This is a genomic window from Nocardioides marmoraquaticus, from assembly GCF_054777915.1.
In genome coordinates this window covers 18406-37254 of sequence record NZ_BAAHAA010000031.1, presented here as the reverse complement: position 1 = coordinate 37254, position 18849 = coordinate 18406, and the positions used below count along the sequence as shown (strand labels likewise).

At 75.1% G+C, this 18849-nt stretch carries 21 protein-coding genes and 1 pseudogene; 4 read left to right on the top strand and 18 right to left on the bottom strand.

The features are described from left to right. Positions 1-374, bottom strand: a pseudogene (locus tag ACYU8I_RS17410) (hypothetical protein); the annotation flags it as partial. Then, on the bottom strand, positions 371-1000 hold the full coding sequence (sigE, locus tag ACYU8I_RS17405; protein WP_460843290.1) for an RNA polymerase sigma factor SigE: 630 nt from the start codon (positions 998-1000) through the stop codon (positions 371-373). The pseudogene ACYU8I_RS17410 and the gene sigE, both read right to left, overlap by 4 nt. 163 nt (positions 1001-1163) lie before the next feature. Between sigE and ACYU8I_RS17400 the strand changes: the two genes are divergently transcribed. Continuing rightward, positions 1164-1787: an O-methyltransferase gene (locus ACYU8I_RS17400; RefSeq protein ID WP_460843288.1), complete on the top strand. Its 624-nt coding sequence runs from the start codon at positions 1164-1166 to the stop codon at positions 1785-1787. Between the two features lie 127 nt (positions 1788-1914). Here ACYU8I_RS17400 and ACYU8I_RS17395 read toward each other — a convergent pair whose 3' ends face one another. Beyond that, the gene (locus ACYU8I_RS17395; protein WP_460843286.1) at positions 1915-3462 is read right to left on the bottom strand and encodes a leucyl aminopeptidase family protein; all 1548 of its coding nucleotides are present in this window, start codon (positions 3460-3462) and stop codon (positions 1915-1917) included. 273 nt (positions 3463-3735) lie between these two features. After that, positions 3736-3903, bottom strand: a complete 168-nt coding sequence (locus tag ACYU8I_RS17390) for a DUF3117 domain-containing protein (protein WP_460843283.1) — start codon at positions 3901-3903, stop codon at positions 3736-3738. A 106-nt stretch (positions 3904-4009) separates the two neighbouring features. On the opposite strand from ACYU8I_RS17390, the gene ACYU8I_RS17385 reads away from it, so the two are divergent. After that, positions 4010-4864 carry an enoyl-CoA hydratase/isomerase family protein gene (locus ACYU8I_RS17385; protein WP_460843280.1) on the top strand — a complete coding sequence of 285 codons (855 nt, stop codon included), beginning with the start codon at positions 4010-4012 and terminating at the stop codon, positions 4862-4864. On the opposite strand, the gene ACYU8I_RS17380 is transcribed toward ACYU8I_RS17385, so the two are convergent. The 5 genes from ACYU8I_RS17380 to ACYU8I_RS17360 form a co-directional block, all read right to left on the bottom strand. Further along, on the bottom strand, positions 4851-5186 hold the full coding sequence (locus tag ACYU8I_RS17380) for a DivIVA domain-containing protein (RefSeq protein WP_460843279.1): 336 nt from the start codon (positions 5184-5186) through the stop codon (positions 4851-4853). The two genes, ACYU8I_RS17385 and ACYU8I_RS17380, sit on opposite strands and share 14 nt — an antisense overlap. Next, the gene (locus tag ACYU8I_RS17375; RefSeq protein WP_460843277.1) at positions 5186-5953 is read right to left on the bottom strand and encodes an LOG family protein; all 768 of its coding nucleotides are present in this window, start codon (positions 5951-5953) and stop codon (positions 5186-5188) included. The genes ACYU8I_RS17380 and ACYU8I_RS17375 overlap by 1 nt, the downstream gene beginning before the upstream one ends. After that, entirely contained in the window at positions 5950-7005 is a 1056-nt protein-coding gene (gene dapE, locus ACYU8I_RS17370; RefSeq protein WP_460843275.1) for a succinyl-diaminopimelate desuccinylase, read from the bottom strand. The genes ACYU8I_RS17375 and dapE overlap by 4 nt, the downstream gene beginning before the upstream one ends. A 141-nt stretch (positions 7006-7146) precedes the next feature. Continuing rightward, a complete protein-coding gene (locus ACYU8I_RS17365; protein WP_460843273.1) occupies positions 7147-7782 on the bottom strand; it encodes a LysE family translocator in 636 nt (211 codons plus the stop codon). 284 nt (positions 7783-8066) lie between these two features. After that, on the bottom strand, positions 8067-9080 hold the full coding sequence (locus ACYU8I_RS17360; RefSeq protein WP_460843271.1) for an EamA family transporter: 1014 nt from the start codon (positions 9078-9080) through the stop codon (positions 8067-8069). Here ACYU8I_RS17360 and ACYU8I_RS17355 point away from each other — a divergent pair. Next, positions 9079-9987 (top strand): LysR family transcriptional regulator, encoded by a 909-nt coding sequence (locus ACYU8I_RS17355; RefSeq protein WP_460843268.1) that lies wholly within the window; start codon positions 9079-9081, stop codon positions 9985-9987. The two genes, ACYU8I_RS17360 and ACYU8I_RS17355, sit on opposite strands and share 2 nt — an antisense overlap. Here the strand turns inward: ACYU8I_RS17355 and ACYU8I_RS17350 are convergent. The 8 genes from ACYU8I_RS17350 to ACYU8I_RS17315 all read right to left on the bottom strand — a co-directional run bounded on the left by ACYU8I_RS17350 (position 9956) and on the right by ACYU8I_RS17315 (position 17879). Continuing rightward, complete coding sequence (locus ACYU8I_RS17350; RefSeq protein ID WP_460843266.1) at positions 9956-11203, bottom strand: sigma-54-dependent transcriptional regulator family protein; 1248 nt, start codon at positions 11201-11203, stop codon at positions 9956-9958. The genes ACYU8I_RS17355 and ACYU8I_RS17350 overlap by 32 nt on opposite strands. A 111-nt stretch (positions 11204-11314) precedes the next feature. After that, positions 11315-11560, bottom strand: coding sequence for a hypothetical protein (locus ACYU8I_RS17345; RefSeq protein WP_460843265.1), 246 nt, complete (start codon positions 11558-11560; stop codon positions 11315-11317). Next, the gene (locus tag ACYU8I_RS17340; protein ID WP_460843264.1) at positions 11557-12588 is read right to left on the bottom strand and encodes an alpha/beta hydrolase family protein; all 1032 of its coding nucleotides are present in this window, start codon (positions 12586-12588) and stop codon (positions 11557-11559) included. Before ACYU8I_RS17340 ends, ACYU8I_RS17345 begins: the two co-directional genes overlap by 4 nt. Before the next feature lie 32 nt (positions 12589-12620). After that, positions 12621-13091: a hypothetical protein gene (locus ACYU8I_RS17335; protein WP_460843262.1), complete on the bottom strand. Its 471-nt coding sequence runs from the start codon at positions 13089-13091 to the stop codon at positions 12621-12623. A 9-nt stretch (positions 13092-13100) separates the two neighbouring features. Then, positions 13101-13487 carry a VOC family protein gene (locus ACYU8I_RS17330; protein ID WP_460843261.1) on the bottom strand — a complete coding sequence of 129 codons (387 nt, stop codon included), beginning with the start codon at positions 13485-13487 and terminating at the stop codon, positions 13101-13103. Between the two features lie 333 nt (positions 13488-13820). Beyond that, entirely contained in the window at positions 13821-14954 is a 1134-nt protein-coding gene (locus tag ACYU8I_RS17325) for an XdhC family protein (protein ID WP_460843258.1), read from the bottom strand. Next, the gene (locus tag ACYU8I_RS17320; protein ID WP_460843256.1) at positions 14947-16071 is read right to left on the bottom strand and encodes a vWA domain-containing protein; all 1125 of its coding nucleotides are present in this window, start codon (positions 16069-16071) and stop codon (positions 14947-14949) included. The genes ACYU8I_RS17325 and ACYU8I_RS17320 overlap by 8 nt, the downstream gene beginning before the upstream one ends. Then, the gene (locus ACYU8I_RS17315; RefSeq protein ID WP_460843254.1) at positions 16068-17879 is read right to left on the bottom strand and encodes an AAA family ATPase; all 1812 of its coding nucleotides are present in this window, start codon (positions 17877-17879) and stop codon (positions 16068-16070) included. Before ACYU8I_RS17315 ends, ACYU8I_RS17320 begins: the two co-directional genes overlap by 4 nt. 34 nt (positions 17880-17913) lie before the next feature. Between ACYU8I_RS17315 and ACYU8I_RS17310 the strand changes: the two genes are divergently transcribed. Continuing rightward, positions 17914-18288: a DUF3253 domain-containing protein gene (locus ACYU8I_RS17310; RefSeq protein ID WP_460843252.1), complete on the top strand. Its 375-nt coding sequence runs from the start codon at positions 17914-17916 to the stop codon at positions 18286-18288. On the opposite strand, the gene ACYU8I_RS17305 is transcribed toward ACYU8I_RS17310, so the two are convergent. Continuing rightward, a complete protein-coding gene (locus tag ACYU8I_RS17305; protein WP_460843251.1) occupies positions 18266-18811 on the bottom strand; it encodes a nucleotidyltransferase family protein in 546 nt (181 codons plus the stop codon). The two genes, ACYU8I_RS17310 and ACYU8I_RS17305, sit on opposite strands and share 23 nt — an antisense overlap. Positions 18812-18849: the final 38 nt, after the last annotated feature.

Sequence of the window (18849 nt, the reverse complement as noted above, 5' to 3'; positions counted from 1 at the left end):
GGCGCGGACACGCCGCTGCCCACCACAACCGCGACCGCCAGCGACGCGGTCACGCCGGCGCCGCCGACCACGCCCGCGAGTTCGTGCAGCGTCGTACGACGCCGTGCCCGGCGCTCCAGCTCGGCCACCTGCGCCCACGCGGCCAGCGCCTCCGGCGCCAGCCACCCGGCCGGCCCGGGGGCGTCGGGCGCGTCGCCGAGCGAGCCGAGCGTGACCTTGGCGGCCGCCTGCTGCTCGACCGCCTGGCGGCAACCGGGGCACGCGTGCACGTGCTCCCAGGCGCGCTCCTCGTGGTCGGGGTCGAGCTGGCCGTCGACGAGCGCGGCCGCACGGTCACCGAGGTGACCGCTGAGGTAGTCGCCCCACTCGCTCATCGGGCGCCGGCCACCGACGGCGTGCCGCCGACCAGCGGCCCGCGCACGCGGGTGCGGCCGGGGTGCGGCTCGCGGTGCGCGAGCGCCTTGCGCAGCTGGGCGCGGCCGCGGTGGATGCGCGAGCGCACGGTGCCGAGCTTGAGGTCGAGCACCTCGGCGATCTCCTCGTAGGTCAGCCCCTCGACGTCGCACAGCACCACGGCGGCGCGGAACTGCGGCGCCAGCGACGTCAGCGCCGCCTCGACGTCGTCGTCGAAGAGCCGCTCGGAGGTCGCGACGTCGGGCGCCGGGGTGCGGCTCGGGAGCCGGCCCGCGGCCTCGTCACCGAGGCTGTCGAAGCGGATCCGCTGCTTGCGGCGGGCCTGGTCGAGGAAGAGGTTGGTGGTGATCCGGTGCAGCCAGCCCTCGAAGGTCTGCGGCGTGTAGGTGTGCAGCGAGCGGAACACCCGCACGAAGACCTCCTGCGTGAGGTCCTCGGCGTCGTGACGGTTGCCGGTCAGGCGGTAGGCGAGGCGGTAGACGCGCGCGGAGTGCTGCTCGACGACCTCCTCCCAGGTCGGGGCCTCCCACACGGGGAGGCTCGTACTGTCGCCGGGGGCGTCGGGGGTCGCGGGTGCGGTCGCCATGCGGCCACGCTAGGAGTCCAGCCTGAGACGCGGCTGAGGGTTGCGTGGGAGCTGCCCGTGGGTGGCCGGGCGGCGTGCGGGAGGGCGGCGTACGGCGGCGGTAGGGTCACCCGCAGCAACCCCACGCCTGTCGCAGTCCCAGGAGATCGTCATCGTCACGCCAATGAACGCCGCGAGCTGGAACCACACCGAGGAGTTCGTCCCCGAGGACGACGTCCTCGCCCAGGCGCGCTCGCGCGCCGAGGAGGTCGGTGCCGTCGCGATCAGCCCCGGTGGCGGCGCGACGCTGCGCTTCCTGGCCTCGCTGGTCCAGGCCCGCGCGGTCGTCGAGATCGGCACCGGCGCCGGCGTCTCCGGCCTGCACCTGCTGCGCGGCATGCGCCCCGACGGCGTGCTCACCACCGTCGACACCGAGGGCGAGCACCAGCGGCTCGCCAAGCAGGGCTTCACCGAGGCCGGCATCGCCTCGCAGCGCGTGCGGCTGATCCCCGGCGCCGCCCTCGACGTGCTCCCCCGCCTCACCGACGGCGCCTACGACCTCGTGTTCTGCGACGGCGACAAGCGCGAGTACGTCGACTACCTCACCGAGGCGCTGCGGCTGCTGCGCCCGGGCGGCGTGGTGGCCTTCGACAACGCGCTGTGGCACGACAAGGTCGCCGACCCCGCCCAGCGCGACCCCGAGACCGTCGCCGTCCGCGAGCTCGGCGCCGTCGTCCGCGACCGCGAGGACCTCGTCCCCCTCCTGCTGCCCGTCGGTGACGGGCTGCTGGTCGCGCACAAGCGCTGAGCGGCTCACTGGTTACCCGCTCAGGCGGGTAAACGGTGACTTGTCGGCCGCGGCAACAGTCACGGAGTCACTGAGAAGGTCACCCAGTCGCGCTCGGCGGCCCGGATGACGCGTCTCCCCACGAGCCTCAGCCGACGCCGTCGAGCGGCGCGTCGGTGGCCAGCCAGTCGAGGAGCAGGCGGGCGCCGAAGCCGGTGGGGCCCTCCGACCACTCGAAGTCGTCCTCGGGGGCGTCGCCGACCGAGGCGATGTCGAGGTGGGCCCACGGCCTGCCGCCGGTGAACGGCTCGAGGAACAGCGCTGCCGTGATGGCGGGCGGCCCGCCCGGGGCGTTGTCGGCGTCGGCGATCTTCGAGGCGAGCTTGGAGGCGTACTCGCGCGCCAGCGGCAGCCGCCACAGCGGCTCGCCGGAGCGCACGCCGGCCGACTCGAGCGCGGCGGCGAGGGTGTCGTCGGAGGCGAAGAGGCCACCGAGGTGCTGGCCGAGCGCGACCTTGACCCCTCCGGTGAGGGTGGCGACGTCGACCAGGGCGTCGGGCTCGAGGGTGTCGACGGCGTACGCCAGCGCGTCACCGAGCACGAGCCGGCCCTCGGCGTCGGTGTTGGTCACCTCGGTGGTGCGGCCGCCGTAGTGGCGCAGCACGTCGCCGGGTCGCATCGACGCGCCGTCGACGGCGTTCTCGGCGAGCGGCAGCAGCCCCGTCACGCGTACGGCGCAGCCGACGGCCGGCAGCGCGGCCAGCACTGCGGCGACCACGGCGGCGCCGGTCATGTCGCGCTTCATCGTGGCCATCGACTGACCGGGCTTGATCGACAGCCCGCCCGAGTCGAAGGTGATGCCCTTGCCGACGAGCACCACGTGGGCGGGCTTGCGGGTGCCGGCGACCTTGCGGGAGGGCTTGTACTCGAGCTGCACCAGCCGCGGCGGGGTGGCCGAACCCTGCCCGACGCCGATGATGCCGCCGAACCCGCGCCGCTCGAGCTGCTGCTCGTCGAGGACCGTGGCCTTGAGGCCCACCTCCTCGCCCGCCGCGACCACCTCGTCGGCGAGCAACTGCGGGCTCTTGATGTTGGAAGGCGTCGTGGCCCAGGTGCGCGACCGCCACCCGGCGGTGCCGCGCGCCACCGCGACGTCGAGCGGGGCGTCGTCGGGGGTGAGGGCGAGCACCACCTCGGCCGGCGGACGGTGCTGGGGCCCCTCGCGCCGCAGCGAGAAGCCGAACGCCCCGAGCACGACGCCCTCGACGAACGGCACGACCAGCGCGGTGTCGGCGACGGCGCCCACGGCGCTGACCACGCGGACGGCGTCGCGGGCGTGGCGGGCCAGGGCCGCCCCGGCCCGGCGCAGGTCGGCGGCCGTGCCGGCACCCGTGCCGACCAGCAGCACGCGCAGCACCTCGTCGTCGTGGCGCACGGCGGGGACGGCGGTGACCTCCCCCGCCGCGCCCGTGGCCCCGGCCGCCTCGAGCGCGACCAGCAGGTCGGGCACGTCGAGCCGGGCGGCCAGCTCTTCAGCGCCCGGGCCGAGCATGCAGGTGGCGGTCTCGTGGGTGGGGTCGGCGTCGGGCGGGAGCACCGCGAGCGCGACGACGTTGGCACCGTCGACGTGGTCGACCGGAGCGCCGGGAACCGCGCTGACCTGCGGCGGTGCGACGGAGGAGCGAAGTGTCGTCACAGTCGGAGCCACCCGCCCGAGACTAGGGCATGTCTCTCAGCTGCTGGCGGATGCCTGCGTCGTCCGAGGCGTGCGAGGGCAAGGCGCCGTCGCGCTGGCAGACCGGGCGTCTTCCGAGCGATGGCAACGCCGCCATCGTGCGTCTCGGGCGGCGTGGGCGCCGCCTCGAGCTGGGAGACGTGCCCGAGGCCATGTCTGTGCGCACGACGACGGCCCCCGAGCCCACCGGGACGGGCGGGCGACGGGGGCCGTCGTACGGTCGGAGCGGGCGCGTCAGCCGACGACGCCGGCCAGGGCCTCCTTGAGGGCGCCCGCCTCCTCGGCGTTGAGCTCGACGACGAGCCGGCCACCGCCCTCGAGCGGGACCCTCATCACGATGCCTCGGCCCTCCTTGGTGACCTCGAGCGGGCCATCGCCCGTCCGCGGCTTCATCGCCGCCATGCGCACACCTCTTTCGTCCAGGGTCGTGTGCGCTCCGCACACCGATTCACTCCATTATCGCTCAGGCCCTGTGCCCTGGACCACTCGCTCGGGGAAGATGGCCGCCGTGACCGAGACGACACCCCCCTCCGACCGCCCCGCCGACCGGGCCGATGCCCCCGTCGGCTACCTGCTGAACGGCGAGCCGGGGGCCCGGGTCGCGACCATCCGGCTGCAGCGGCCGGAGGCGATGAACGGGCTCGACCTGGCCACGAAGACGGCCCTGCTCGACGCCGTGCGCACCGCCGCCGACGACCCCGAGGTGCGCTGCGTCGTGCTGACCGGCACCGGCCGCGCCTTCTGCGTGGGCCAGGACCTCAAGGAGCACCTCGAGACGCAGCGCCGCATCGCCGAGACCGGCGAGGGGGCGGTCTTCGACACGGTCCGCGAGCACTACAACCCCCTCGTCACCGCCCTCGCCACCATGCCGAAGCCGGTCGTCGCCGCGCTCAACGGCGTTGCGGCCGGGGCCGGGGCGAGCCTGGCCATGGCCTGCGACCTGCGGGTGCTCGCCGACGGCGCCGGCTTCAACCTCGCCTTCGCCGGGGTGGCGCTGTCGTGCGACACCGGCAGCTCGTGGTTCCTGCCGCGCCTCGTCGGGCGGGCCAAGGCGCTCGAGCTGCTCTACCTGCCGCGCACGGTCGGCGCCGAGGAGTCGCTGGCGCTCGGCCTCGCCACGTCGGTCGTGCCCGCCGACGAGCTCGAGACCGAGGTGGCCGCGCTGGCCGCGCGGCTGGCGCAGGGCCCGACGACGGCGTACGCCTCGATGCGTGCCGCCGTGCTCCACGCCGAGGGCACCGACCTCGTCGACGCGCTCGAGCACGAGGCGGGCCTGATGGACCGCACCGGCGCGACCGACGACCACCACGCGGCCGTGGCGGCGTTCGTGGCGAAGCAGAAGCCGACCTTCAGCGGTCGGTGACCTCGGGGTAGCGGGGCCGCTCGCCCGGCTCGAGCACGACCTTGTCGCCAGGCCGGACCGACTCCTCGACCGGGGCGTCACGACCCTCGAGCTGCCGCGCGAGCCGCTCCAGGAGGTCGTCGACCTCGTCGGCGCGGTAGCCCCGCACCGCCGTGCTGAGGCGTACGCCGCGCAGGTCGCCCGCGGTGAGCGGACGGTCGTCGGGCAGGCCGCTGTCGGGACGGTCGTCGTACGCCGGTGCGGCCGACCCCCCGCCGCCCGCGAACACCACGGCGACGGCCCCGACGACCAGCACCAGCAGCACCGCGAAGAACCACGACATCAGGCCGGGTCTCCCCCGCGGACACCCTCGATCATCAGCTGGACGGCCTCCTCGACGCTGTCGGTCAGCTGCAGCAGGTCGAGGTCGCGCTCTGAGATCTTGCCGTCGTCGAGCACCGGCCCGCGCAGCCACTCGAGCATGCCGCTCCAGTAGGACGAGCCGAGCAGCACGATCGGGAACGACGTCACCTTGCGCGTCTGCACCAGCGTCACCGCCTCGAACAGCTCGTCGAGGGTGCCCATGCCGCCGGGCAGCACGACGAAGCCCTGGGCGTACTTGACGAACATCGTCTTGCGAGCGAAGAAGTAGCGGAAGTTGATGCCGATGTCGACGTACGGGTTGAGGCCCTGCTCGAAGGGCAGCTCGATGCCGAGCCCGACGCTGGTGCCGCCACCCTCGACCGCGCCCCGGTTGGCGGCCTCCATCGCGCCCGGGCCGCCGCCGGTGATCACGGCGAACCCCGCCTCGGCGAGGCGGCGGCCGAGCTCGACGCCCTGGGCGTACGTCGGGTGGTCGGGCTTGGTGCGCGCGGAGCCGAAGACGGCGACCGCGGTCCCGAGCTCGGCGAGCGCGCCGAACCCCTCGACGAACTCCGCCTGGATGCGGAGCACCCGCCACGGGTCGGTGTGCACCCAGTCGGTCGGCCCCCGGGAGTCGAGCAGGCGCTGGTCGGTGGTGGTGAGGTCGACCTGCGCGCCGCGCAGGACGGTGGGACCGCGGTGCTTGATGCGGTCGCGGCCCCCGGACGGGACCGACGGGTGGTTCACGACAGCCACTCCTTGAGGGTCGACTCGCAGCGGTGGAGGTGCTCGATCGGCACCCACTCCTCCTGCTTGTGCGCCAGCATCGGGTCGCCCGGGCCGTAGTTGACCGCCGGCACGCCGAGCACCGTGAAGCGGGCGACGTCGGTCCAGCCGAACTTCGGCCCCACCTGCCCGCCGACCGACTCCACGAACGCCGCGGCGGCCGGGACGCCCAGCCCGGGCAGCGCGCCCGGCGCCGTGTCGGTGAGGGTGAGCTCGAAGCCGTCGAAGACGTCGGCGACGTGCGCGAGCGCCTCCTGCTCGGAGCGGTCGGGGGCGAAGCGGAAGTTGACCGTCACCACGCACTCGTCGGGGATGACGTTGCCGGCGACGCCGCCGGAGATGCCGACCGCGTTGAGGCCCTCGCGGTACTCCAGGCCGTCGATCACGGGCCTGCGCGGCTCGTACGCCGCCAGTCGCGCCAGCACCTCGCCGGCGTGGTGGATCGCGTTGGACCCGCGCCACGACCGCGCCGAGTGGGCCCGCTCGCCGCGGGTGCGGACCTCGACGCGCAGCGTGCCCTGGCAGCCCGCCTCGACGCCGGCGTTGCTCGGCTCCATGAGGATCGCGAAGTCGCCCTCGACGAGGTCGGGCCGCTCGCGGGCGACCTTGCCGAGGCCGTTGTGGACGTCCTCGACCTCCTCCGCCTCGTAGAACACGTAGCTCACGTCGCGCACCGGCTCGGTCACGTCGTGGGCCAGCCTGAGCGCGACCGCGACGCCGCCCTTCATGTCGCAGGTGCCGAGGCCGTGGAGCCGCTCGCCGTCGTTGCGGCTGGGCAGGTTGTGGTTGAGCGGCACCGTGTCGAGGTGCCCCGCCACGACGACGCGCTCGGGGCGACCCAGCGTCGTACGAGCGACGAGGGAGTGGCCGAGCCGCGTCACCTCGAGGTGCGGCAGCGCCCGGAGCGCAAGCTCCACGGCGTCGGCGAGCTCCTCCTCGTCGTGGCTCACCGACTCGATGTCGACGATCTGCTGCGTCAGCGTGACCACGTCGGCGCTCAGGTCGAGAGGCATGCCCGCATCCTCCCACCCGGGTCCCCGCCGGCTCCGGAGGGCGGACTTCTCGGCCTCGTTCTGACGAAATCGGCCCTGATCAAGGCCGATCGAGTCAGAAGTCCCCGGTTCACCGGGGACTTCTCATCTCCCCACTCGGCGCTACTCCGCCGCCAGCATGGTCGCGCCGAGACCGACCATCATGGTGCCGCCGGCGGCGCCGAGGGCGTCGAGACGGCGGGGGGTCCGGGCGAACCACGCCTTGGCGCGACCCGCTGCCAGCGCCCAGACGCCGTCGGACAGGCACGCCATCGCGCCGAACACCGCGCCCAGCGCCATGACCTGCCAGCCCGTGCCACCCGCCGCGCGGTCGGTGAACTGCGGCAGGAAGGCCACGAAGAACACGACCGTCTTGGGGTTCGTCACGCCGACGGTGATGCCCGTCAGCACCGAACGCCGACCACGCACCGGGCGGCGTACGCCGGCCTCGTCGAGCGCGAGGCGCGCGTCGGCGCGGTGGCGGATCGCCTGCACGCCGAGCCAGACGACGTACGCCGCCCCGACCACCTTGACGGCCGTGTAGAGCGTCGCGCTGGTCGCGACGAGCGCCCCGAGGCCGACCGCGACCAGCGCCACCTGGACCGTCACGCCGATCGCGTTGCCCACCACGGACAGCAGCGCGTCGCGGCGACCGACCGTCAGCGCCCGGCCGATGGTGAAGAGCAGGCTCGGGCCCGGCAGCTGGATGAACAGGAAGGACGCCACGAGGAACGCGACCCACTGGCTGGACGACGGCACGCCCGGATGGTGGCAGAGGGGCGGTCCGGCCCGCGAGCCGATAGGCCCAGCGGGCCGCCCAGCGGGCCCGGCGGTCGAGCGCGTCAGGACCACCCGCCCCTTCGAGGCTCGCTCCGCTCGCACCTCAGGGAGCGGTGGGTGGCTCGCTCCGCTCGCACCTCAGGGAGCGGTGGGTGGCTCGCTCCGCTCGCACCTGTCGGTCGAGCCTGTCGAGACCACCGCCCCTTCGTGGCTCGCTCCGCTCGCACCTCAGGGAGCGGTGGGTGGCTCGCTCCGCTCGCACCTCAGGGAGCGGGCGTCGTTGCGCACGGCACCGGGTCTCGAGGCTCGGGCCGGGCGGCCCTCGCACCTCGACCAGCCCGGGGCCGGCGGGTCGCCACCAGCACCCCGAGCAGCAGCAGGGCGCCGCCGGCGAGCTCGAGGGGGCCGGGAAGCTCGGCGAGGACCAGCCAGGCGGAGACCATCGCGACGGGCGGCACGAGCAGGACGAAGGGCACCACCGACGACGCGGGGTTGCGCGCGAGCAGGGTGTTGAAGATGCCGTAGCCGACGAGCGAGGCGAGGCCGGCGGTGTACGCCGTCGAGAGCGCGGCCTCCCAGCCGAAGGCGGCGAGGCCCGCGAGCACGCCGGACGGTCCGTCGACCACCAGCGACAGCGCGAGCCCCGGCACCGGGACGACCAGGCCCGACCAGACGGTGAGCGACAGGCCGCCGGTGACCCCGGACGCACGGGCGGCGACGTTGCCGAGGCCCCAGCTCAGCGCGGCGGCCACGCACAGCAGCAGCGCGAGCAGGGGTACGTCGGCCTCGCGACCGGCGGCGACGACCAGCAGGCCGACGGCGCCCACCGCGATGCCGCCCGACTGCAGCGCGGTCGGCCGCTCGCCGAGCAGTACGGTCGCGGCGAGCACGGTGAAGACGACCTGCGCCTGCAGCACCAGGGCGGCGAGCCCGGCGGGCATGCCGGCGGCGATCGAGAGGTAGAGGAAGCCGAACTGGCCGAGCGACATCAGGCCGCCGACCAGGGCCAGGGTGCGCCACCCGACCTGCGGCCGCGGCACGAGCAGCAGGGCCGGGAAGCAGACCACCACGAACCGGATCGCCAGGAACAGCAGCGGCGGGACCCCGGCCATGCCGAGGTCGATGACGACGAAGTTGAGGCCCCAGAGCAGTGCCACGAGGGCGGCGAGGAGCTGGTCGCGGGTGGTCACGGCACCATGGTCGACCGTCGTGACCGTGCAGCACCAGCGAATGCTGCTGCGGCGTACCCGGTAGCCGTGCTGCATGATGGACGCCATGATCGACCTCCTGGCGGTGCGCTCGCTCGTCGCGGTGGAGACGGAGGGCTCGGTGCACGCCGCGGCCACCGCGCTCGGCTACACCCCGAGCGCGGTCTCGCAGCAGGTCAAGCGGCTCGAGCGCCAGCTCGACGTCGCCCTGCTCGAGCGCGTGGGCCGCGGCGTGGTGCTGACGGCGGCGGGTCGCGAGCTGGTCGAGGGCGCCGACCGGGTCCACGCCGAGCTCGAGCAGCTCGAGGCGAGCCTGCGGCGACGCTCGCGGACGGTGACCGGCCGGCTCCGGCTGGCGGCCTTCTCCACGGCCAACCGCGGCCTGGTGGCACCCGTGCTCGCCGACCTCGCCCGCCGCCACCCTGCGCTCGAGGTCGCGATCGCCGAGCACGAGCCGTGGGACACCGTCGAGCTCGTCGCGGCCGGACGGGTCGACGTCGGGCTCGCCCACAGCTGGGGCGACCTGCCGCTGACCGTGCCCGACCACGTCGTGGCCACCGAGGTCGCCCGCGACGTCGCCGAGGTGCTGCTGCGCGACGACCACCCCCTCGCCGGCGCGACCGCGGTGACGCCGCTCGACCTCGTCGACGTCGCCTGGGTGGCGACGCCGGAGGGCACGATCTGCCGGCAGTGGCTATCGCGGATGTACGTCGGCACCGGTGCGGCGCCGCGGATCGCCCACACCTGCCTGGAGTTCGACTCCCACCTCGCGCTCGTCGACGCCGGCCTCGGCGTCGCCCTGGTGCCGCGGCTGGGGCGCTCGGCGCTGCCCGCCGGGGTGGTCGCCGTACCCGTGCACGACCCGGTGCCCGAGCGGACCGTCACGGCCCTGCACCGCCGCACCATGGACGCCGCGCCCGCCGTGCGGGTGCTGGTCGACGCCCTCAGCGCCTGGCAGCCGCCAGCCGCCCCTTGAGCAGCGCCTTGGCGGGGTGGGGGTCGTCGCCGAGCAGGCGCAGACAGGTCTCGAGCACCTCGGTGTCGTACGGCGCGATCTCGGCGTAGCGCGCCACCGCGGCCGGCTGCGGGTCGGCCAGCAGCGCCTCGCGAAGCGCCACCGCGACCACGTCGCCGAGCTCGACGAGGGCGGGCGACTCGGTGCCGGGCACGAGGTCTCCTCCGTACGCCGCTGCGGCCGCCCGGACGTCGCCGCGGCGCAGCAGCGTCAGCACCTCGTCGACGTCGACGCGGACCGGCATCGTCAGCCGGTAGGGTCGCGAGGCGAGCTGGCCGCCGAGCGCGCTGCGCAGGTGGGAGACCTCGGCCTTCAGCGTCGACAGCGTGACGGCCTGGTCGCCGTAGAGCATCGAGTGCAGCTGCTCGAGGGAGAGCCCGGCGGGGTGGAGCGCGAGCAGCGCGAGGATCTCGCTCTGGCGGCGGTTGAGCAGCAGCCGGTCGCCGTCGAGGCGGGCCTCGGCAGCGCCCAGCACGCACAGGTCGAGGCCGGGGGTGGCCAACCGCTGGTCGAGACGCGGGTGCAGCGTCGACTCGGGCATCGCGCACTCGATGAGCCGCGCCATCATGCGGGCGGTCGCCAGGCCGATGGGGTGGGTGCGGTCCCAGGTCGTCGACAGGTCGACCACGCCGACCTGCTCACCGGTCGCGGGGTCGTGCACGGGGGCGGCCCAGCACACCCAGTTGTGCACGATGGGCGCGTAGTGCTCGGCACTGAACACCATGGCGGGCTTGTCGAGGCGGCAGGCGAGGTCGAGCGCGTTGGTGCCGACGCTGGCGTCGTCCCACCGCCCGCCGACGACGAAGTTGACGGTCTCGGCCTTGCGCCGCATCACCCGGCCGCCGTAGGTCCACAGGATGCGGGTGGCGGTGTCGGTGACGGCGACGACCAGGTCGCCGTCCTCGGCGGTACGGCGCAGCTCGGCACCCACCCGCTCGACGGCCGCCTGCAGCGGCGAGTCGTGCCAGAAGGCGTGGGTCTCGGACTCGTCGGCCAGCGGCGCCTCGCGGACGTCGACGTGCACGCTCGGCGCCGAGCGCAGCCACGACCGCAGGATCTCCGGCCGCACCCGACCGGCGGGCCCGAGCGCGGCGTCGCCGTGCTCGACGAAGGTCGTCCAGGCGCGCACCGCGTCGACGCGACGGCGGTGCAGGTCGTCGAGGGGTGCAGTGCTCATGCGGCGGACGCCTCCGGGCTGGTGGAGTGACGTGCGGCACACGGTAGCCGCGCGTCCCAGCGTTCGGTAGGCCACGACCGGGTGGTGGGAGGTCGGCGGCCCAGCGGGCCCTCAGCGCGTCCGGCGACCGTGCACGCTCGAGCCGTGGCCGTCGTCGCGGTGGCCGAGCGCGAGGCCCAGGAGCACACCGAGCACGGCACCCGCGGGCAGCGTCAGCACGAGGGTGGCGCCGAGCGTGAGGGCGGCCAGCACGCCGCCGGCCAGTCCGATCGCCATGCCGAGCGCGAGCTGGGTCCACACGTGCGCGTCGGGCTCGGGCTCCTCGCCCGGGCGCACGGGGACGGGTCGCTCGCTCACGCGTCCATCCTGGCCCGCAGGAAGCGCACCGCGCGACGGATCGAGGCCTCCCAGGTCGGGTAGAACGCGTGCCCGTCGTCGTAGGTGACCAGCTGCGCGTCGACCCCGGCGCGGCGGGCGAGGCGCTGCGTCGTACGGGCCCAGGCGATCGGGCAGGTGTCGTCGAGGGTGCCGTGCAGCGACAGCAGCGGCACCTCGACGCGGTCGAAGTAGGTGCGCGACGACAGCCCGGCGTAGAAGTCGGGTGACTCCTCCGGCCGGCCGAACCGGTCGTAGAGCGCCTGCGCCGCCTCGGGTCGCCCGGGGATCGTGAACTGTCGCAGGTTGTCGACGAACCTCGAGCTCACCGACGCGTAGACGACCGCGGCCCGCACGAGGTCGGGCTGGGCGACGATCGCGTTGAGCGTGACACCGCCGCCCATCGAGCGTCCGAGCATGCCGACCCGGTCGGGGTCGACGTACGGGAGCCGCTTGAGGGAGGCGGCGGCGTGCAGCGCGTCGCGGGTGTAGCCGAGCCGGGTCTCGCGCTCGAGGTCGCCGGCCGGGTCGGACGCCGCGTGGCCGCGGTAGTCGGTGTGCAGCACCACGAACCCCTCGCGCGCCAGCCGGTCCTGCTCGCGGGCCAGGCCCTGCCCGGTGACGTAGACCGACGGCTCGATGTAGCCGTGGTTGAGCACCAGCGCGGGGAACGGGCCGCGGCCGGTCGGCCGGAGCAGGACCCCGGAGACCGTGGTGTCGCCCGCCGGGTAGGTGACCTCCCAGCGCTCGTAGGCGTCGGTCACCACCTGCCGTCGTACCCGGCGGACCCGTCCGCCGTCGAACTGCTGGCGCATCAGCGTCGGCAGCGAGACGCGGTCACCCGTGGGCAGCGGCTCCGCGGTCGGGCTCGTGGTCGGTGTCGCGCTCGGGCTGGGGCTCGACGGAGCGGACCGGGACGGCTCGGCCTCCGGCGGCTGCTCCCCCGAGCACGCGGCGAGCGTGCCGAGCGCGCCCACCAGCGCGGTACGCCGCGTCAGCTGCCCGTCCATGCCACCAGGGTGCCCCGCGGACCCTGGTCCGGTCACCCGTCGTCGCGCTCGTCCTCGACGCGCTGGCGGATGCGCTTCATGCCGGGGACCCCGCCGAGCATCTCGTTGAGCTCGTGGGAGGCCTGGAGCAGCTCGCTGATGTCGGGCGCCACCGAGCGGAGCGTCCGCGCCACCGGGAGCACCTCCTCTTCGAAGCGCCGCAGCAGCTCCGGCACCCGGTCGACCGCGTCGCCCATGACGGCGACCGCCCCCGGCGAGGTGTGCTCGGCCAGCGCCTCGAGCGACGGCTGGAGCCGGTCGAGCAGCAGGGTCGTGCGGGCGACGACGGGCGCGACCGCGTCGACCACGTCGTCGACGCGCTGCCGCGTGCCCTCGACCCGGTCGACCAGGGCGTCCACACGCGAGACCACGCCCTCCGCGGCGTCGAGCAGGTCACCGACCCGTCCGAGCAGGCGCTCGGGCAGCTGCAGCAGGACGCGGGGGTCGGGGACGGGCAGGCGCACCCGCAGGCATTACCCGCCCTGAGACGGCTCACCCGGGTAGGTGCCGAACGACCACTGGTTGCCCTCCGGGTCGCGGAAGGCGACCTCGAGCGAGCCGTAGTCGGTCTCCTCGTCGGGCTCGCGCTCGATGGTCGCGCCCGCCGCCGCGGCCCGGTCGCGGACCGCCCGCGGGTCGGAGGTCACGACGTAGCACGACATCGTGCCGGGCTCGTGGGTGAACGGCCCCTCCGGCTTGTGCCGCCCGAACATCACCGCCCCGCCCTCGGGCCAGTCGAGCTGGCAGTGCTCGATCGTGCCGCCCTCGCCGTACGCCGCCGTCTCCACGAAGCCGACGGCCACGAGGAAGTCGATCAGCGCCCGCGGGTCGTGGGCCTGGAACGCCGGGAAGATCGCCATCATCGCAGTCTGCGCCCCCGCGCCCCCCGCGTCGACCCTCCGTGGCGCCCGCTCGTCCCTCGCGGACACCTCAGGGAACGGACCCCTTCGCTCCCTCAGGGACCAGACCCCCGCTCCCTGAGGTGCGAGCGCAGCGAGCCACGAAGGGGCGCCCGCACGGATCGCGCCCTTCGTGACGCCCGCTCGTCCCTCGCGGACACCTCAGGGACCGGACCCCTTCGCTCCCTGAGGTGCGAGCGCCCTTCGTGACGCCCGCTCGTCCCTCGCGGACTCCTCAGGGACCGACCCCCCGCTCCCTGAGGTGCGAGCGGAGCGAGCCACGAAGGGGCGGCCCTACGGCAGGTCGACCTCGTGGGCGTGGATGCGGCCATCGGTGGTGCGCAGGCGCTCGCCGGTGCCGCCCCAGCGGCCGGCGATGATCTCGGCGGCGATGGAGACGGCGGTCTCCTCGGGCGTGCGGGCGCCGAGGTCGAGGCCGATCGGGCTGGAGAGCCGGTCGAGCTCGGTGTCGCTCAGGCCGGCCTCGCGCAGGCGCTCGAGGCGGGCGTCGTGGGTACGCCGCGACCCCATCGCGCCGACGTACGCGACGTCGTCGAGGCGCAGGGCCACCTCGAGCAGCGGCACGTCGAACTTCGGGTCGTGGGTGAGCACGCACAGCACGGTGCGGGAGTCGATGCGGCCCGCGTCGACCTCGGCGGCGAGATACTTGTGGGGCCAGCCCACGACGACCTCGTCGGCGTCGGGGAAGCGGGTCGCGGTCGCGAAGACGGGCCGGGCGTCGCACACGGTGACGTGGTAGCCGAGGAAGTGCCCGACCGAGGCGACCGCGGCCGCGAAGTCGATGGCGCCGAAGACGAGCATCCGTGGCGCCGGCGCGAAGGCCCAGCAGAAGACGCGCATGCCCTCGCCGCGGCGCTCGCCGTCGGGGCCGTACGTCAGCGTCGCGCTGTGGCCACTCGCCAGCAGGCCGCGGGCGTCGTCGGTGACGGCGTCGGTCGCCCGCTCGCTCATCAGGGCGCCCTCGACGGTGTCGGGCCGCACGAGGAGTCGTCGTCCGAGCCACGCCGGGTCGGGGTGCTCGACGACCGTGGCCAGGGCGACGGGGCGCCCGGCCTCGATGTCGGCCGCGACGTCGCCGAGCTCGGGGAAGGTCTCGCGCGAGACCTTCTCGACGTAGACGTCGAGGATGCCGCCGCAGGTCAGCCCGACCGCGAAGGCGTCGTCGTCGGAGACGCCGTAGCGCTGCAGCACGGGGGTGCCGTCGGCGACGACCTCCTGGCCGAGCTCGTAGACCGCTCCCTCGACGCAGCCGCCGGAGACCGAGCCGACCGCCTCGCCGCCGGGGCCGACGAGCATGCTCGCGCCGGGCGGGCGCGGGGCGGAGCGGAAGGTCGCCACGACGGTGCCGACGCCGACGGTCTCGCCGGCCTCCCACCAGCGCAGCAGCTCCGGGAGCACCTCACGCACGGGCGACCACCTCCAGCAGCTCGGTGAAGGACCGCAGCGAGTGCCCGGCCACGAAGTCGTCGCAGTGCGGCAGCGCGGCCGCGATGCCCTGCTGCACCGGCTCGTAGCCGGCCTTGCCGCGGTGCGGGTTGGCCCACACGACCCGGCGCGCGAGGCGCTGCAACCGCGCCATCTGCTCGCCGAGCTCGGTGGCGTCGCCACGCTCCCAGCCGTCGCTGAGCACGACCACGACGGAGCCGCGGGCCAGGCCGCCGTACCGGTCGAGGAAGGCGCCGAGGGTCTCCCCCAGCCGCGTGCCCCCCGACCAGTCGGGCACCTGCTCGCCCGCGCGCACCAGCGCCCGCTCGGGGTCGGCGGTGCGCAGCGGGTCGGTGACGCGGGTGAGCCGGGTGCCGAGGGTGAAGGTCTCGACGCGGGCGCGCCCGGCCGAGCCGTCGCAGGCCGAGAGCCGGTGGGCCAGGCGCAGCAGCGCGTCGGCGTAGGGCTTCATCGAGCCCGACACGTCGACGAGCAGCACCACCCGCCGCGGCACCACCGCGCGCCGGCGCCACCGCACGTCGCCGGGCTCGCCCATGCGGCGCAGCGACGCGCGCAGCGTGCGGTGGACGTCGAGCTCGCCGCGGCGCCAGGGGGTACGCCGCGTGGTGCGGCGCCGCGGCAGCCGCGGGCGCAGCGCGCCGATGAGGGCGTCGAGCAGCGCCTTCTCGGCCGCGGTCATCGCGGCCACGTCGCGGCGGGCCAGGGTCTCGGTGTCGCTGGCAGCGGCCCGGACGGCCTCGGCGTCGTCGTCAGCCCCCTCGGTGGACCCGCCGTCGTCGATCGGCAGCGGCGAGGTCACCGATCGGGGCGGCGACGGGCGGCCGCGGTGCTTCGGCGTCTCGGGGTGGGCGGTGAACCACGCCTCGAAGACCTGGTCGTGCCGGGCGAGGTCGTCGGGGCCGTGGCACAGCGTCGCGCGACCCGCCCGTCGTACGGCGTCACGGCTGCCCGCGCCGAGCACGGACGCGGCCTCGAGGTAGCTCGCCGTGCGGTCGGCGGTCACCGCGACCCCGGCCTCGTGCAGTGCGCGGGTGAACCCGACGAGCAGGGCGTCGGGGTCGTGGGTCGCGACGCTCACGAGCGCATGATCCGGTCGAGGGCGTCGCGGACTCGGTCGGTGTCCTCGCGGTACTTCACGACGGCACCGAGCGTCCGCGCGGCGCTGGCGAGGTCGAGCTCCTCGTTGCCGAGGCGGTGCAGCGCCCGCGCCCAGTCGAGGGTCTCGGCGACGCCCGGCGGCTTGAGCAGGTGCTGCTCGCGCAGCTGGTGCACGACGGTGGCGACCTGCTCGGCGAGCCGCGCGGAGACCTCGGGCAGGCGGCTGCGGACGATCGCGACCTCGCGCTCCAGGCCGGGGTGGCCGATCCAGTGGTAGAGGCAGCGGCGCTTGAGCGCGTCGTGCAGGTCGCGCGTGCGGTTGGAGGTCAGCACCACCAGCGGCGGCTCCGCGGCGGTCACGGTGCCGAGCTCGGGGATGCTCACGGTCCAGCTCGACAGCACCTCGAGCAGGAACGCCTCGAACTCGTCGTCGGCCCGGTCGACCTCGTCGACGAGCAGCACCGTCGGCGCCTCGCGCAGCGCGCGCAGGACCGGTCGTGCGAGCAGGAACCGCTCGTCGAAGAGCCCCTTCTCGGCCTCGTCCGGGTCGAGCTGCCCTCCGGCCGCGCTGGCCTCGAGGGTGCGCAGGTGCAGGATCTGGCGGGGGAAGTCCCAGTCGTAGAGCGCCTGGGTGGAGTCGATGCCCTCGTAGCACTGCAGCCGCACCAGCGGGACGCCGTCGAGCTGCGCGAGCGCCTCGGCCAGCGAGGTCTTGCCCGTGCCCGGCTCGCCCTCCAGCAGCAGCGGGCGCTGCATCGTGCGGGCCAGGAACACCACCGTCGCGAGGTCGTCGTCGGCCAGGTAGCCGGTGTCCCCCAGCGCGGTCGCGACCGCCTCGGGTGAGGTGAGCTCCATGTGACGGAGGTTACGACCGGCGGGTTGGGACCGGGTTGGCCAGTCCGTCGACCAGCAGCCGAGCGGTCTCGAGGAAGGGCCGCCCCACCCGCTCGGCCCCGAGGTCGAGCACGTAGAGCCCGGTCGAGACCCGCTCCAGGAAGGCCCACCGCCAGGTCCGGCCGCGGTCGACCCCGGCCCGCTCGGCGACCCGGTCGCACAGCCGCTCGAGCAGCGGCCGGCCCTCGTCGGCGAGGCGGGCGTTCCACTCGCGCAGGGTGACCCCGGCGTCGTACGCCGGGTCGCCGACGAAGCCGTCCGGGTCGACGAGCGCGTGGCCCCGCCGTCGCGGCGCAGGACGTTGCCGGGGTGGGCGTCGCCGTGCAGCAGGACCTCGCCGTCCGGGCCCGGCTCGGCGAGCTCCTCGGCGTACGCCACGGCCTGGCGCAGCACCGCGGGGTCGCACCCGTGGCGCCGCGCGCCGCCCGCGACGAGGTCGGCCAGCTGCTCGGCCTTGGCGACGCGCTCGCCGACGAGCGGGGCCGTCCAGGCCTCACGCAGCACGTCGACCAGCCGGTCGAGGCGCGTCGCGGGCTCGCCCGGGGTCTGCTCCAGAGAGCGGCCGAGCCGCTCCATCAGCAGCGCACCGTGGTCGGCGGCGTACGCGTGCAGCAGGGCGTAGCCACGCCCCTGCGCCGCCCCCAGCACCCGGGCCTCGTCGGCCACGCCGGGCTCCCCCGGCACCGGCACGGCGACCTTGAGCACCCGCGGGCCCGCGTCGGTGCGCACCTCCGCGACGTACGACGCGCTGCCGCCCGGCAGGCCGCGCACGTGCTCGAACCCCCACCGCCCGGCGAGGTCGTCGAGCACGGCAGGCAGGTCGTCGCGCCACCGCGCCCCGGCGTCGCCGAGCGCCGCGAGCCGGTGCCGCACCAGCGGCTGCAGCCTCACCACGCACGCGAGTCTCCCCGATGGGCACAGGACGGGGGTGAGCGAGCACGAGGAGAAGACCTGCGCCTCGTGCGGCCGCCGCATCGAGTGGCGCAAGAAGTGGGCGAAGGACTGGGACCAGGTCCGCTACTGCTCCGACGCCTGCCGCCGCCGCAAGGTGACCGCCGAGGACGAGCGGCTCGAGTCCTCGATCCTCGCGCTGCTCGACCAGCGCAGGGCCGGCGCGACCATCTGCCCGTCGGAGGCCGCGCGCGACGTCGGTGCGGACGACACCTGGCGCGACCTGATGGAGCCGGCCCGCCGCGCTGCCCGCCGGCTCGTCGCGACGGGTGACGTCGAGATCACCCAGGGCGGCAAGGTCGTCGACCCGTCGACGGCCAAGGGCGCGATCAGGATCCGCCGGGCCCGCTGAGCGAGTCGACGTCCGCGCCGGTCGCGAGGTCGCCGCACTCGACCAGCCCGACCTCGCGCTCGCGCAGGTAGCCGCGCGCCCCCTCGTCACCGACCGCCCCCGCAGCCACGCCCGCCACGTGGTCGGCCCCGAGCAGCACGGGGTGGCCGGGCACGGCGTCGTACGCCGCCCGGCGCAGGGTCGCGCCCGTGACCGGCTCGGCCAGCAGCCGCTCGACCACCCGGCGGTCGACGTCGGGCAGGTCGACCAGCGTCACGACGACGTGCTCACCCGCCGCGACCGCGGCCAGCCCGGCACGCAGCGAGGCACCCATGCCCTCGTCCCAGTCGTCCGCGACGACCACCTCGACCCCGTCGGGCACCCGCTCGCGCGCCGTCTCGGCCTGCGCCCCGAGCACGACCACGACCCGGTCACAGGGCGCCAGCGTCGCCACCCCGCGCAGCAGCCAGTCGTCGACCAGCGCCTTGGGCCGCCCCATCCGTCGCCCCGCCCCCGCCGCCAGCAGCACCCCGACCGTCGTCACGAGTGCCAGTCTGACGACCGTGTGGGATCACTGGGTCC